The organism is Bradyrhizobium sp. USDA 4516, assembly GCF_054055915.1.
On sequence record NZ_JBSRXT010000001.1, the window covers coordinates 286,972 to 299,868 of the forward strand.

General features: G+C 64.4%; 11 protein-coding genes and 1 other RNA gene. 5 read left to right on the top strand and 7 right to left on the bottom strand.

The genetic code is table 11. The features are described from left to right. Positions 1-91: 91 nt before the first annotated feature. Positions 92-991, bottom strand: a complete 900-nt coding sequence (locus ACVI1L_RS01370) for a LysR family transcriptional regulator (RefSeq protein WP_456782093.1) — start codon at positions 989-991, stop codon at positions 92-94. 146 nt (positions 992-1,137) lie between these two features. Between ACVI1L_RS01370 and rnpB the strand changes: the two genes are divergently transcribed. Then, positions 1,138-1,552: RNase P RNA component class A (gene rnpB, locus ACVI1L_RS01375), an RNA gene on the top strand. A 169-nt stretch (positions 1,553-1,721) separates the two neighbouring features. On the opposite strand, the gene ACVI1L_RS01380 is transcribed toward rnpB, so the two are convergent. Continuing rightward, positions 1,722-3,173 (bottom strand): GntP family permease, encoded by a 1,452-nt coding sequence (locus ACVI1L_RS01380; protein ID WP_229191808.1) that lies wholly within the window; start codon positions 3,171-3,173, stop codon positions 1,722-1,724. A gap of 4 nt (positions 3,174-3,177) precedes the next feature. Further along, positions 3,178-4,197, bottom strand: a complete 1,020-nt coding sequence (locus tag ACVI1L_RS01385; protein ID WP_057014984.1) for a patatin-like phospholipase family protein — start codon at positions 4,195-4,197, stop codon at positions 3,178-3,180. A gap of 230 nt (positions 4,198-4,427) precedes the next feature. On the opposite strand from ACVI1L_RS01385, the gene ACVI1L_RS01390 reads away from it, so the two are divergent. The 3 genes from ACVI1L_RS01390 to ACVI1L_RS01400 all read left to right on the top strand — a co-directional run bounded on the left by ACVI1L_RS01390 (position 4,428) and on the right by ACVI1L_RS01400 (position 5,857). Continuing rightward, the gene (locus tag ACVI1L_RS01390; protein WP_057014983.1) at positions 4,428-4,607 is read left to right on the top strand and encodes a hypothetical protein; all 180 of its coding nucleotides are present in this window, start codon (positions 4,428-4,430) and stop codon (positions 4,605-4,607) included. A 184-nt stretch (positions 4,608-4,791) separates the two neighbouring features. Beyond that, a complete protein-coding gene (locus ACVI1L_RS01395; protein WP_456782094.1) occupies positions 4,792-5,319 on the top strand; it encodes a hypothetical protein in 528 nt (175 codons plus the stop codon). Positions 5,320-5,635: 316 nt separating this feature from the next. Further along, positions 5,636-5,857, top strand: coding sequence for a DUF2721 domain-containing protein (locus tag ACVI1L_RS01400; RefSeq protein WP_168859075.1), 222 nt, complete (start codon positions 5,636-5,638; stop codon positions 5,855-5,857). Here the strand turns inward: ACVI1L_RS01400 and ACVI1L_RS01405 are convergent. Next, positions 5,838-6,566, bottom strand: coding sequence for an alpha/beta fold hydrolase (locus ACVI1L_RS01405; RefSeq protein WP_253589625.1), 729 nt, complete (start codon positions 6,564-6,566; stop codon positions 5,838-5,840). The two genes, ACVI1L_RS01400 and ACVI1L_RS01405, sit on opposite strands and share 20 nt — an antisense overlap. A gap of 206 nt (positions 6,567-6,772) precedes the next feature. On the opposite strand from ACVI1L_RS01405, the gene ACVI1L_RS01410 reads away from it, so the two are divergent. Then, the gene (locus ACVI1L_RS01410; protein ID WP_456782095.1) at positions 6,773-7,516 is read left to right on the top strand and encodes a sulfite exporter TauE/SafE family protein; all 744 of its coding nucleotides are present in this window, start codon (positions 6,773-6,775) and stop codon (positions 7,514-7,516) included. Positions 7,517-7,580: 64 nt separating this feature from the next. On the opposite strand, the gene ACVI1L_RS01415 is transcribed toward ACVI1L_RS01410, so the two are convergent. The 3 genes from ACVI1L_RS01415 to ACVI1L_RS01425 all read right to left on the bottom strand — a co-directional run bounded on the left by ACVI1L_RS01415 (position 7,581) and on the right by ACVI1L_RS01425 (position 12,806). Next, positions 7,581-9,380 (bottom strand): ABC transporter ATP-binding protein, encoded by a 1,800-nt coding sequence (locus tag ACVI1L_RS01415; RefSeq protein WP_456782096.1) that lies wholly within the window; start codon positions 9,378-9,380, stop codon positions 7,581-7,583. 502 nt (positions 9,381-9,882) lie between these two features. After that, complete coding sequence (locus ACVI1L_RS01420) at positions 9,883-11,472, bottom strand: DHA2 family efflux MFS transporter permease subunit (RefSeq protein ID WP_076824108.1); 1,590 nt, start codon at positions 11,470-11,472, stop codon at positions 9,883-9,885. Between the two features lie 47 nt (positions 11,473-11,519). After that, complete coding sequence (locus ACVI1L_RS01425; protein ID WP_456782097.1) at positions 11,520-12,806, bottom strand: HlyD family secretion protein; 1,287 nt, start codon at positions 12,804-12,806, stop codon at positions 11,520-11,522. Positions 12,807-12,897: the final 91 nt, after the last annotated feature.

Sequence of the window (12,897 nt, forward strand, 5' to 3'; positions counted from 1 at the left end):
CTGATCCCGATCCTGCTGTGAACGCGGACGTTGGCGCTGACAAGCGAAGAAAGCCGATGGAATCGATCGGAGATGCCGATAGAAATCGCGGTCAGCGCCGCCGCCGCGCGGCAGGCCTGGCCCGCGGCAGGTCCGCGCTCGCATTAACCTGCGACGCGGCAAGCCGATGCATGGTCTCGACCGCGCGCGCCAGATGATCGTCCTGGCTGTCAGCCGGATAGGCGACATAGGCGGGCATCGCAAAGCCAGGTGCGCCGGCGACGGCGTGCAGCCGCCGCGCCTTCAGGAGCGGCTCCACGATACGACGCGCGAAGAAGCCAGAGCCGCCATTCTCCAAAAGATGCTGCAATCCGAGCCAGCCGATATTCACCGTCAGCGCGGGGCCGGCGAAATTCGGAAACAGCGTGGCGTGACGCGCGTAGAATTCGGGGCCCCAATCGACATAGACATAGCCCGGTCCCGGCTCCGGTGCGCTTTTCGGATCGGTCGACACCAGGATGAGCTGCTCCTCGAACAGCTGCTCGACCTTGAGGCCGGGGCGACTCTGCGGCGTGTACATCACGCCGATGTCGATGCGTCCCTCGACCAGCCCCTGCATCAGCTCGGGCTCGAGCGCGCTCTCGGCGCGGATCGAGATGTCGGGATGCGCCCGCGTCATCAGCGGCAGCCAGCGCAGCAGATACTCTTCCCAAAGTCCGATGCGGCCGCCGACCACCAGCGTCGCGGAAAATCCCTTGGGGATTCCGACATCATGGCGCGCCTGCTCGACGGTGCGGACCAGCACCGAGGCGTGGCGCTGAAACTGCCGGCCGGCCGGCGTCAACGTGGTGCCGGCCTTGTTGCGCACGAACAGCACGCAGCCGAGCTGCTGCTCGAGCGTGTGGATGCGGGTGCTGACGGTCGACTGGCTGACATGCAGCCGCTCCGCCGCGGTGATGAAGTTGCCGGCGCTCACCACCGACAGGAACGTCCGGGCCAGTTCGGTATCCATGGCGCCTCGACCTTTGGATCGATCAAATCGATATCAAAGGCCCCTCCTCTGCGAATGTCAAAATCGAGGACCCGCCGGGCGCCGGGCCAGGGGTTAACCATCGCAATCGCTTGACGCGGGCGGCCAAAGCCCGCATGCGTAACCCGTCAGTCGGCCGGACGGCCGCTCCCGCAAGCGCCGAAAGGCCGCGGGGGAGGAAAGTCCGGGCTCCATCGACATGCGGTGCCGGATAACATCCGGCGGGGGCGACCCCAGGGAAAGTGCCACAGAGAACGAACCGCTCCCTCCTCGGAGGAAGTAAGGGTGAAAAGGTGCGGTAAGAGCGCACCGCGTTTCCGGCAACGGAGACGGCATGGCAAACCACACCGGGAGCAAAACCGAATAGGGACGGCAACGCGGTTAGTTCGCGCACGCGCGATAACACCGCAGGGCGATGTCAGGCCCGCTGTCCGGGTAGGTTGCCCGAGGCAAGGTGCAAACCTTGTCCCAGAGGAATGGCCGTCGCGTACCATTCGCGAGAATGGTGCCCTACAGAACCCGGCTTACAGGCCGGCTGATATTCTAAAGCGTTTTCGAGCGAAGTGGATTTCCGGTTCGCGTGAAGAAAACGCGTCTTGAAGATGGACCATGAGGGGCTCGGCGCGACACGCCGGGCCCCTCGCCAGTTTCAGATCAACGTCGTTCCAGCTACGCGCGCCGGCGGGAAGTAGAGCCAACCCATCGTCTTGCGTCAGAACGACCCGAATGCGGTGCCGATCGCAATCACCGCTGCGAGAGCAATGACAGAACTCACAATGCCGACCATGACAATGTCGAGATAGCTATCGCGATGCTTGAGCCCACAGATCGCAAGCAGGCTAACGACAGCGCCGTTGTGAGGTAGAATGTCCAGCGTTCCCGAACCGATCACCGCGACGCGATGCAACAGGCCGGGGTCAATACCCGCCTCCGCGGCAAGATCCATATAGGTCCGTCCCAGCGCATCGAGCGCGATCGTCAAGCCGCCGGAAGCCGACCCCGTCAGCGCGGCAAGGATGTTCGTCGCGACCGCGAGCGACACCAATGGACCGCCTTCAATTCGCAACACCCAGTCCCGCACCACGCCGAAGGCGGGAAGCGAGGCGATAACGGCGCCGAATCCGACAAGGCTTGCGACGCTCAGCGCCGGCAGGACCGACGCGTTGGCACCGGCATCCATCGTTCGTCGCAGTGCGGGCAGCCGCGTCCAGTTGCAGAGGATGACCGTCACGATCGCTCCCGCCAACGCCACGACAACTGACCAGACACCGGCCACGGCAGCCAGTGATGTATTTCCCCACCGCTGTTCGGCCAGGAACGAGAAATCAAGCCGAGGCAGCACAACCAGCGACATCACCAGATTGACGGCGACGACGACGATCAGGGGAAGGATGGCGTTGAAAATCGGGACAGCGGCGTCGCTGTGATATCCGTGGCGGAGCTCCGCCGGGTCGAATTCCCGCGCCGTCGTAGCCCGCTCGCGCAACAGCTCATCGTCGGCTGCATCCGCCGGCACCGGCGGCTCGTCGCCATATCCCTCTTTTGCGCGATGCGCTGCCTTCTCCGCGCGAAGCAGCCACCACAGCCCGACGCCCAGCATGATGATCGATGCGACAACGCCGAGGCCCGGTGCGGCAAAGGGGGTCGTGCCGAAGAAAGGCATCGGTATCGCATTCTGTATCGACGGCGTGCCCGGCAGCGCCGACATGGTGAAGGTCGAAGTCCCGAGAATGACCGCCGCCGGTACCAGACGACGTGGAATCCCCGCCGTGCGAAACAGCGACTGCGCCATCGGAACGATGACAAAGAAGGCGACGAACAGGCTGACGCCGCCATAGGTGACCAGTGCGCCTGCGAGCACGACCGCAAGGATGATCCGGCGTTCGCCCAGGCACCGGGAGATGAAGCCCGCGACCGCCGCGACTGCGCCGCTGTCATCCATGAGCTTTCCGAACACGGCGCCAAGCAGAAAAATAGGGAAGAACTGCGCGAGAAACTCCGACGCACTACCCATGAAGGTCTGCGTCCAGTTGGCAAGCAGCGGCTCGCCGCCGAAGGCTGCGGCCACCAGCGCACAGAGCGGCGCGAGCAGCAGCACGCTCCAACCGCGGAAAGCAAGACAGACCAGCAGTCCAAGCCCGACGAGAATGCCGAGAAGACCCATCGTCTCAGCACTCCGCCAGCAGAATATCGAGATCCGCCGTCGAACGCTCACCGAGATCGGCGCCATGGGCGTCGAGGAATTCGCCGGCGGCTCGCCGCCCTTCCTCGTGCAGCTTGGCCACGAACGCCCATTCGGCATTGAGCTTGGATGACGAACCGAACGTCGCGAGCATGTCGCTCTTGATCCGGTGCGTCTTCATCTGCGCCCAGCGGGCGCCTTCCCCTGTACCGGGATCGGCGACCTGGCGAAGCAACGCGATCATCCGCAGCTCCTTTGCCAGCGGCGAGTTGAACGAGATCTCGTTAAGCCGGTTGAGAATGTCAGCGGCCGTGCGCGGCTGCTCCGGACGCTCGGTCGGGTTGATCTGGACGACGACGGTGTCGCGCGCGTCGGTCTCGCGGACGAGCGGTGTAATCGTGGGATTGCCCGCGTAGCCGCCGTCCCAATAGGGCTCGCCATCGATCTCGATCGCGCGAAACATCGTTGGTAAGCAAGCCGACGCGAGCAGGACTTCCGCGGTAATCTCCGCGTTGCGAAAAATCCGTCCGCGGCCCGTACGCACGCGCGTGGCGGTGATGAAGAGCTTGATCGGCGCGCGTGCAAGACGCTCGAAATCGATACTGTCGTTCAATATGTCGCGTAGCGGATTGAAGCCAAGCGGATTGAGGTCGTAGGGTGAAAGCATCCGCGACATCAAATCGGTAAAGAGATAGGCCGGGGAGCTGTCAAGCGACCAGCGTCCCATCAGGCGGTCGAGCGGCGACCGTTGCAACGGACTGAATGCGGCGGCGCGCGAGACGCTTCGCCAATATTTTTCAAGCGCTTCGCGTGCGCCGGCAGCGCCGCCCGCGGTCCAACCATCCGCCAGCACGGCTGCGTTCATCGCTCCGGCCGATGTCCCGGATATGCCCGCAATCTGAAACCAAGGTTCTTCGAGAAGCCGATCCAGGACACCCCACGTGAACGCACCGTGCGATCCCCCGCCTTGGAGCGCCAGGTCTACGAGCACGGGGCTGCGGTTCATGAATCCATGCTCACCAGCACGCGAGACACTCATTATGTCGCAGTTCAACCGAACATGCGAGACAAAGTTGCGGTCGCTGCATGGTTCCGATGGCGAACTTCGAACGATATTATCTCAACTCGAAGCGAAGCGAACCGATCGCTTCAGTGCCGCCACAGGCCCACGTTTCTTAAAAAGGCGACATGCATGGGGTGGCGGGCGTAGAGTATGCCTCGCGCGGAGGATCGCAGATGGACCTTCAGAAGATCATGGCGAAGGCAAGAGACATCGCCAGCAGTACCGGCACGATCACGACCGAGCAACTGAACGGGATGTGCCCCAACAATATGGAGCCCGAAGATATCGCGGCTCTCTTTGCGGCTCTGCGCACTGAGGGGATTCGTCTCAAGGACGACGAAGCAGAAAAGTAGGAGCCCAAAGTAGGAGCCACTGTGCTTTGACGCCACAGCAAGACAATCGATCACTGCGATCGAAGCGCTGGCCGAGTTTGGATAGTGGCAGATTGGTCATCCGGCGGCATTGCAGCTATGATCCGCCAGAGCTGGACGTGTCCTTCTGCCCCGAGATTCAAGAAGATCAAAAGGAGGAATAGGAATGTCGGTCGCCTGCAAGTTCGAACGCAGCATCCTCAGCCATGAAGAATATGAAGCAATCCGCCTGACGCATCATCCCGCCATCTACGGCGTCGAGGTGAGCGAGCTCGAGGCCATGCGACCCCGCTTGCGCAAGATGCGCGACAAGGAGCGAACGGTCGGCCGACAGAAGCAGCGAGAGAGCCGCGGAAAGGCCGAGGCTCGCGGCACGAGCTTTCCAGGAACCGCCAAGCATGCGTCAGAGCGAAAACAGGTGTTCGCGGCAGCGCTGAAACGGGTCAACACGGAGCTGAGGCGTCAGCACAATCTGGCAGCCCGGACCGCACATGTCGAAGCGGCTCGAAAGGCCCTCGCACTGCACCGGGCCGCGAACTTCACGACGCGTCCCCCGGCTGGAGCCACCGCGGGCGAAGGCATGGCGCCGAAGCCGAGGGAACGCCGGCGAAAGATCATTGCAGGCGCGAAGATCGGACGCGTGTCGCAGGCGACAAAGGTCGCTCAGGCCGTCCGCGACGCACGCGGTGCATGACCCGGGCAACAAGCGCGTCTGATTGATTTCGACGCGGCGTCGGCGGGATGCGCCAGCCATCGCGGTTGCGCGCGGCCTCCCGCATGCTGAAGCGGACAGGGCGCGGCGTTTCAGCGGCATTGGTCAATGCAACCGCCAGTCGATCAGTGCCCGCCAGAACCTCAAACCCAATCCGGACGCTGATCTCCCGCATGAACCGCGTGACCGACCGGATACAAGCTCTTGATGCGGTCCCGGACGGCGATGATGCCAAAACAGGGCGTAAGAGAGACATGCCCCGGCTGAGGCGCCGCGCCGAGCTCCTCAATCGCCTATCATGTTCTCCACAATAAGCGCCATCCCGACGTGCCTGCTGGTGATCGTGGCATTCGTCAGTACCTATTTCCAGCTGCGGCACGAATATGGTGTCGCCATACTTTTTATCGTAGCGCTCGGATCTTTCACCGCAGCGCTGATAGATCTCGTCCGTGAACGAGGATTGCCGTGCACGAATACGATCTGGATCGCTAGAGATCGCCTCAGGAAACAATCTCCATGAGCATCGCCATCAGCGCCTCCGGTGCGGTGACGTTCGGCGAGTGGCTGGCGTCGATCTCGAAATAGCGCCAGCCGGCTTCGTTCCTGATGCGCCGGGCGAACTGGCCGAACGTGTCGGCCTGCGTGGCGCGGGTGGCGTAGATGTAGCTGCGCGGCAGGCTGGTCTCGCCGTGCTTCAACCGCAATTTCTGCTCGAAGCATTTGATCGGCATGTCGACGCGCCGCGCGCTCAGCCATGCGACGTCGGCGGGCGACGTGTCCGGCGGCACCGGCATCGGCGGAATACGCCAGCCGTCGCCGTCGCTCACGAACTCACGCATGGTCTCGATGGCCGATTCGTTGAGATCGAACAGCGACTGGCCGTCGCGCGGCACGAAAGCGTCGATATAGATCATCTGCGCGATGCGCTCGCGCACCCGGTCGGCGACGCCGGTCGCGACCATGCCGCCATAGGAGTGCCCGATCAGCACGATGTCGTGCAGGTCCTCGTAACTGATGACGCTGAGCACATCCTGGATATGCGCCTCGAGGTCGAGTCCTTGATGCGCAAGGTGCGCGCGCTCGCCAAGCCCGGTGTAGCTCGGCGTGACCAGCCGATGGCCGGCGGCCTGCATCAGGGGATGCATCTTCTTCCATGCCCAGCCTGCCGACCAGGCGCCGTGACAGACCAGAAAGGTTTTTTGCGAATTCGCAGGCGAGCCTGAAGTCATGGGATGCTTCCGTTCCGATTATCGTTGATGAGCCGCGATTTTGAATAGTACCTGCGAGACGCGTTGTGTAAACGTGGCGCCAAACACCACCGTCGTTCCGGGGCGATGCGCCAGCATCGAACCCGGAATCTCGAGATTCCCCGGTGCGCGATTGCGCACCTGCGGTCTGGTCCTTCGGACCATCCCGGAATGACGAAGGAGAAAAAATGACCCCGGCAGGCTATGCGATCCTGTTCTTCGGCGCGCTTGCCGGCGGTTTCGTCTCCGGTCTTGCCGGCTTCGGCACCGCACTGATGGCGCTCGGCATCTGGCTCTATGTGCTGCCGCCGACACTCGCGGTGCCGCTGGTGCTGGTCTGCTCGGTCATCGCGCAGCTCTCGACCTTGCCGTCGATCTGGAAGAGCATCGATTTCCGTCTGGTCTGGCCGTTCGTCATCGCAGGCCTCGCGGGCGTGCCGATCGGCATCCTGCTGATCGCGCGGGCCGACCCCGAGGTCTTCAAGCTGACGATCGGCGTCTTCCTGCTGGTGTTTCCGACCGCGTTGTTCCTGCAACGCAAGCCGATGTCGATCGCCTTCGGCGGCAAATGGGCCGACGGCGCGATCGGATTTGCCGGCGGCATCCTCGGCGGCCTCGCCGGACTGTCCGGCCCGCTGCCGATCCTGTGGGCCAGCGTGCGCGGCTGGGGCAAACAGCAGCGCCGCGGCGTGTTCCAGATCTTCAACTTCACGATCCTGGCGGCCGCGCTTTGCGTGCAGATCGCAAGCGGCCTGGCGAAGCCCGAGCTGATCTGGCTGGTGGCGTGCGCGTTTCCGGGGACACTGCTCGGCGCCTGGCTCGGCGCGCGGCTCTATCACGCGCTCAGCGACCGCAATTTCTCCGACGTCGTGCTGCTGCTGCTGTTCCTGTCCGGCGTCGCGCTGGTGTGGAACGGACTGGCGCCGAAATAGCGCGGGCGATACGGGAGCGCCGGTGCTGATCCAATCAGAACCGGCGCTCCAGCCATGCGCCATCTCACTCAGCCGCGGCCTGACCGAACTCGGTCGCCTGGCGCTCGAACAGGCCGCGATAGATGCCGCCGGGACGCGCGGCCAGCACCTCATGCGTGCCCTGCTCGACGATCTCGCCGCGGTCGAACACCAGGATGCGATCCATGCTGCGCACGGTCGACAGCCGGTGCGCGATCACGATCGAAGTGCGGCCCTTCATCAACCGTTCCATCGCCTGCTGGATCAGCGCCTCGGATTCCGAATCGAGGCTCGAGGTCGCCTCGTCCAGGATCAGGATCGGCGCATCGGCCAGGAAGGCGCGCGCCAGCGCCACGCGCTGCCGCTCGCCGCCCGACAGCTTGACGCCGCGCTCGCCCACCAGCGTGCCGTAACCCTTCGGCAGCCGCATGATGAAGTCGTGCGCATTGGCAAGCCGCGCCGCCTGCTCGATCGCCTCCATGCCGGCGCCCGGCCGGCCATAGGCGATGTTCTCCGCCAGCGTGCGGTGGAACAGGATCGGCTCCTGCTGCACGATCGCGATCTGGCTGCGCAGCGATTGCTGCGTCGCCCTGGCGATGTCCTGACCGTCGATCAGGATCCGGCCAGCGGAGACGTCGTAGAGCCTCTGCACCAGCTTGACGAAGGTCGTCTTGCCGGAGCCGGAGCGCCCGACCAGGCCGACCCGCTCGCCGGCGTCGATGTCGACCGACAGCCCGTCATAGAGCGGCCGCCGGTGGCCGCCATAGTGAAACGTGACGTCGTCGAACACGATGCGGCCGCCCTGGATGTCGATCGTCCCAGCATCATCCGCATCGACGATGCCGAGCGGCTCGCCATGGATCTGCACCAGTTCCTCCATGTCGTTCACCGAACGCTGCAGGTTGTTGATGTGCATGCCGACATCGCGCAGATAGGCGTGGATGATGTAGTAGCTGGTCAGCACATAGGTGACGTCGCCCGGGGTGGCGCGGCCCTGCGCCCACAGCAGGATCGCACCGCCGATCACCGAGGCGCGGAAGCACAGCAGCACCACGAGCTGCGCCGTCGAGGTGTGATTGTAGTGGAACCAGGTCCGCCGCACCCGTCGGCGCCAGCGGCTGATGACGCCGTCGAGCCGCACGTCCTCGCGCGTCTCCGCGCCGAACGACTTCACCACCGCGTTGCAGGTCAGGGCGTCGGCCAGCGTGCCGCCGACCTTGGTGTCCCACGCATTGGAAACGCGCGCGGCAGGCGCGACGTAGCGCACCTGGAACACCATGGTCATCGCGACATAGATCACCGAGCCGACCGCGATCACCGCGCCGAGCTGCGGCCAATGCACGCCGAGCAGGATCATCGAACCGACCAGCACCACGACCGACGGCAGCAGCGCCATCAGGATGGTGTCGTTCAGCAAATCGAGCGCCCACATGCCGCGCGTGATCTTGCGCACGGTGGAGCCGGCGAACGAATTGGCGTGCCAGTCGGTCGAGAAGCGCTGCACCCGCATGAAGGCCTGCTGCCCGACATCGGACATCGTCTTCAGCGTGAACGGCACGATGGTCTGGATGCCGACCAGCCGCAGCACCAGCGACAGCGCGCCGAGGCCGACGATGGCGCCGAACGCCAGCATCGCCGCATGGCGCGCGGCCGCATTGATGGCGCCCGCGGTCAGCGCGTCGACCAGATGGCCGGAAAACACCGGCATGAACAGGTCGGCCGCGGTTGCGCCGAGGAATCCGGCCGTCACCGCGGAGGCACGCAGCGGCTGTTCCAGCCAATGGCGGAAGACAAAGGGAAGCACGATCCGGATTGCGGCCGGCCGCTTGGTCGTCAGAGAGGTCATGGCACATTCCGGCCACGCTTTTGCAGCGCGTGCCGGCTCCATCTGAGGCGACGTGCGGGCAGAATCCGACCGCGAGCGCCGCTGGAAATTGTCGATAGCGTGTTGGGAAGTTTTGCTGATCGGGGATCAGGCCCGGTCAGCGCCGGGAGCTAACGCCTAAACGCGTCCAGCACCGTCGAACGCGGGCGCGCGATCTGCGAAATAAACGACTTCATGCGCATCTCCCCGGTTCGAGTAAGGAAGCGCTGCTTATAAATGCATCACGCGCGATTGGCAAGGTAACATCGGCGTGAGTGCGTCAATGTGTCGGCGATATCAGCTATTCACGGGACCGGGCGCAGCCCGCGCGCCGATGCGATGCACTCAGCCCGGCGACAACGGCACACTTTCGTAGCCCGGATGAGCGAAGCGATATCCGGGGCCGCGTCACGCTCAGTGATGAACTGCCGAGATCGGTCCCGCATGTCGCTTCGCTCATGCGGGATACGAAAACCGATGACACCTAATGCGCGTCGCCGCCGCTCGCGGTCATCGACGGTGGCTTGTTGACGAACAGCACCAGAAGGCTGAGCGCGACATAGAACAGCGACAGCATGAAGAAGGCATCGCCATAGCCCATCACCGCTGCCTGACGGTGCACGATCTGCGAGAGCTGCTTCATCGCCATGACGGCGGAATCGCCCATGCCCTGCATGCGCTGGGTGAACATGTTGAGGGTCTCGACCGCGGTGGTGTTGCCCCAGGTCACGCGGTCATGCAGCCGCGAGATGTGCAGATCGGTGCGGTCGTTGAGCACCTCGTTGATGACGGCGAGACCTACCGCGCCGCCGAGGTTGCGCATCAGGTTGAACAGGCCGGAGGCGTTCTTGACGCGATCCTGCGGCAACGTCGCGAGCGCGATGTTGTTGGTCGGCACCATGGCGCACATCATGCCGATGCCGCGCAGGATCTGCGGCAGCAGCAGCTCGTAGAAATCATAGTCGCGGGTGATCCAGGTCATCTGCCAGGAGCCGAGCGCGAAGGTGACGAGGCCGAAGGCGATGATGTAGCGCAAATCGACCTTCTGCATCAGCCGCCCGACCACCGGCGCCATCAAGAACATGGTGACGCCGGAGACGAACATGGTCTCGCCGATCATCAGCGCGCTGTAGCCGCGAACCTCCGCGAGATAGCGCGGATAGACATAAGTCAGGCCATAGAGCCCGATGCCGATGCAGAACTGCAGCACGCAGCCGACCGCGAAGTTGCGGTTACTGAAGGCGTAGAGATCGACGATCGGCTCCTCCGCGGTCAAGACGCGCCAGAAGAACGCGACCGCCGAGACGAAGCCAATCGCGGCGCAGACCGCGACCGAGGTGTCCTGCAGCCACTCATATTGCGGCCCCTCCTCCAGCACATATTCAAGCGAGCCGAGGAAGCCGCCCATGAAGATCAGGCCCCACCAGTCGAAGCGCTCGAGCAGCGCGAAGTTCGGCTGGTCGAAATCGACCAGCGCCAGCACGCCCGCCGTGATGATGACGCCGGGCACGATGTTGATGAAGAACAGCCAGTGCCACGACATCAGGTCGGTGATGTAACCGCCGACGGTCGGTCCAACGGTCGGCGCCAGCGTCGCGACGAGGCCGATGATCGGCGCCACGATGTGGAATTTGGTGCGCGGGAAGATCGTGTAGGCCGAGGCGAACACCGTCGGGATCATGCCGGCGCCGAGAAAACCCTGCAGCGCGCGCCACAGGATCATCTGCTCGATCGAGGAGGCGAAGCCGCACAGCAGGCTCGAGGCGGTGAAGCCGAACGCGGAGATCGCGAACAACAGCCGCGTGCCAAGCGCGCGCGACAGGAATCCGGACAACGGAATCGCGATCACTTCGGCGATCAGATAGGCGGTCTGCACCCACGACACTTCGGTCGAGGATGCCGACAGGCCGGCCTGGATCTCGGACAGCGAGGCCGAGACGATCTGGATGTCCAGGATCGACATGAACATGCCGAACACCATGATGATGAAGGCAACCAGCCGCTTCGGCTGGATGCGCTCGGACTCCGGGGCGCCGGTCATCATCGAGGGCGAAGCAGTGGTCGTATCAGCCATGGGCTCATCGGCTCCGAGCCTCGGACTCTGTCCGAAGCTTCAAGACATCACTGCGGATGGATCATCATCGGCGCGTCGAGATCAGTTTCGGCGTCGGCATCGGCCGCGCCTTCGCGGGTGTCGACGGTGGTGTAGACCGACATGCCGGCGCGCAAGAGGCCCTGCTTGGCGACGCTGGCAGGCACGCGGATGCGGACCGGCAGGCGCTGCACGATCTTGGTGAAGTTGCCGGTGGCGTTGTCGGGCGGCAGCAGCGTGAACACCGAGCCCGCCGCCGGCGAAATGCTGTCGACGAGGCCGGTGAACTTGCGGAAGCCGTAGGCGTCGACCTTGATCGTCACCCGCTGCCCGGTGCGGATGCGCTTGAGCTGGGTCTCTTTATAGTTGGCGTCGATGTAGACGCCGTCGAGCGGCACCACGTTGCCGAGCCGCTGGCCCACATTGATATAGTCGCCGGTGTTGACCAGGCGGTTGGAGAAGGTGCCGTCGACCGGCGCACGGACATTGGTGAATTCGAGATCGCGCTCGGCCTTGGCGAGCTGGGTCTGCAATTCGGCGAACTGGGCGCGGGCCTCGGCCTGCTGCGCCTTGGTCACCTCGACATTGTCCTTGGCCGCATCATAGGCCGCCTGCGCGGACCGCACGCTGGCCGCGCCCTGATCGCGGCCGGCCTCCGAGACTTCGAAGGTGGCACGCGAGGCAAAACCCTTGGTGCTGAGCGCCTGCTGGCGGTCGAAATCGAGATCGGCGCGCTTCAGGCCGGCCTGCGCGGACACCAGCTGGGCCTGCGCCTGCTCGACCGAGCTCGCCGCCGCCGCAACCTGGCGGCCGATGCGCTCGATCGTCGCCTGCTGGGTCGCGATCCGGGTGCGCGCGGCGTCGACCGCGATGCGGTAGTCGCCGTCATCGATCCGGAAGATCACGTCGCCAGCGTGCACCAGCGCGTTGTCGCCGGGCAGGATCGCCGCGATATGGCCCGCGACGCGGGCGCCGAGCATGGAGTTGTTGGCGCGGACATAGGCATCGTCGGTCGAGACGTAGAAGCGCCCGACCATCAGGTAATAGGCGGCATAGCCCGCGGCAGCGAGCGCGAGCAGGCCGACCACGCCCATCATCACGAATTTGCGCTTGCCGGATTTCGGCGCCGGCGCCGCCGCGGGCGAAGCCGCGGGCTGCTCGGGCGCAGACGCGGGCGGCGCCTCCGCGGGACGCTTGGCTTCTTCAGCTCGGCCCTGCTCGCCGAGATCGGCGGATGCATCGCGCGCGATCGCGTCCTCGGCCATCTCAGGCTCGGAACGAACAATGCGTGCAGCCTGATCCCGTGCTGCGGCCATGGCCGAGGCTCCCCACAAAAATCTTGACGCGCGCGATGGCGGAATAAGGGCCGTGCGGCGCATCGTCACTCCCAAGATATCATTGACCGAA

Coding starts and splice junctions, on each gene's coding strand:
- ACVI1L_RS01385 (WP_057014984.1), bottom strand. CDS start 4,197: ATGAACCGCAGCCCCGTGCTCGTAGACCTGGCGCTCCAAGGCGGGGGA.
- ACVI1L_RS01410 (WP_456782095.1), top strand. CDS start 6,773: ATGACCCCGGCAGGCTATGCGATCCTGTTCTTCGGCGCGCTTGCCGGC.
- ACVI1L_RS01390 (WP_057014983.1), top strand. CDS start 4,428: ATGGACCTTCAGAAGATCATGGCGAAGGCAAGAGACATCGCCAGCAGT.
- ACVI1L_RS01395 (WP_456782094.1), top strand. CDS start 4,792: ATGTCGGTCGCCTGCAAGTTCGAACGCAGCATCCTCAGCCATGAAGAA.
- ACVI1L_RS01415 (WP_456782096.1), bottom strand. CDS start 9,380: ATGACCTCTCTGACGACCAAGCGGCCGGCCGCAATCCGGATCGTGCTT.
- ACVI1L_RS01405 (WP_253589625.1), bottom strand. CDS start 6,566: ATGACTTCAGGCTCGCCTGCGAATTCGCAAAAAACCTTTCTGGTCTGT.
- ACVI1L_RS01400 (WP_168859075.1), top strand. CDS start 5,636: ATGTTCTCCACAATAAGCGCCATCCCGACGTGCCTGCTGGTGATCGTG.
- ACVI1L_RS01425 (WP_456782097.1), bottom strand. CDS start 12,806: ATGGCCGCAGCACGGGATCAGGCTGCACGCATTGTTCGTTCCGAGCCT.
- ACVI1L_RS01380 (WP_229191808.1), bottom strand. CDS start 3,173: ATGGGTCTTCTCGGCATTCTCGTCGGGCTTGGACTGCTGGTCTGTCTT.
- ACVI1L_RS01370 (WP_456782093.1), bottom strand. CDS start 991: ATGGATACCGAACTGGCCCGGACGTTCCTGTCGGTGGTGAGCGCCGGC.
- ACVI1L_RS01420 (WP_076824108.1), bottom strand. CDS start 11,472: ATGGCTGATACGACCACTGCTTCGCCCTCGATGATGACCGGCGCCCCG.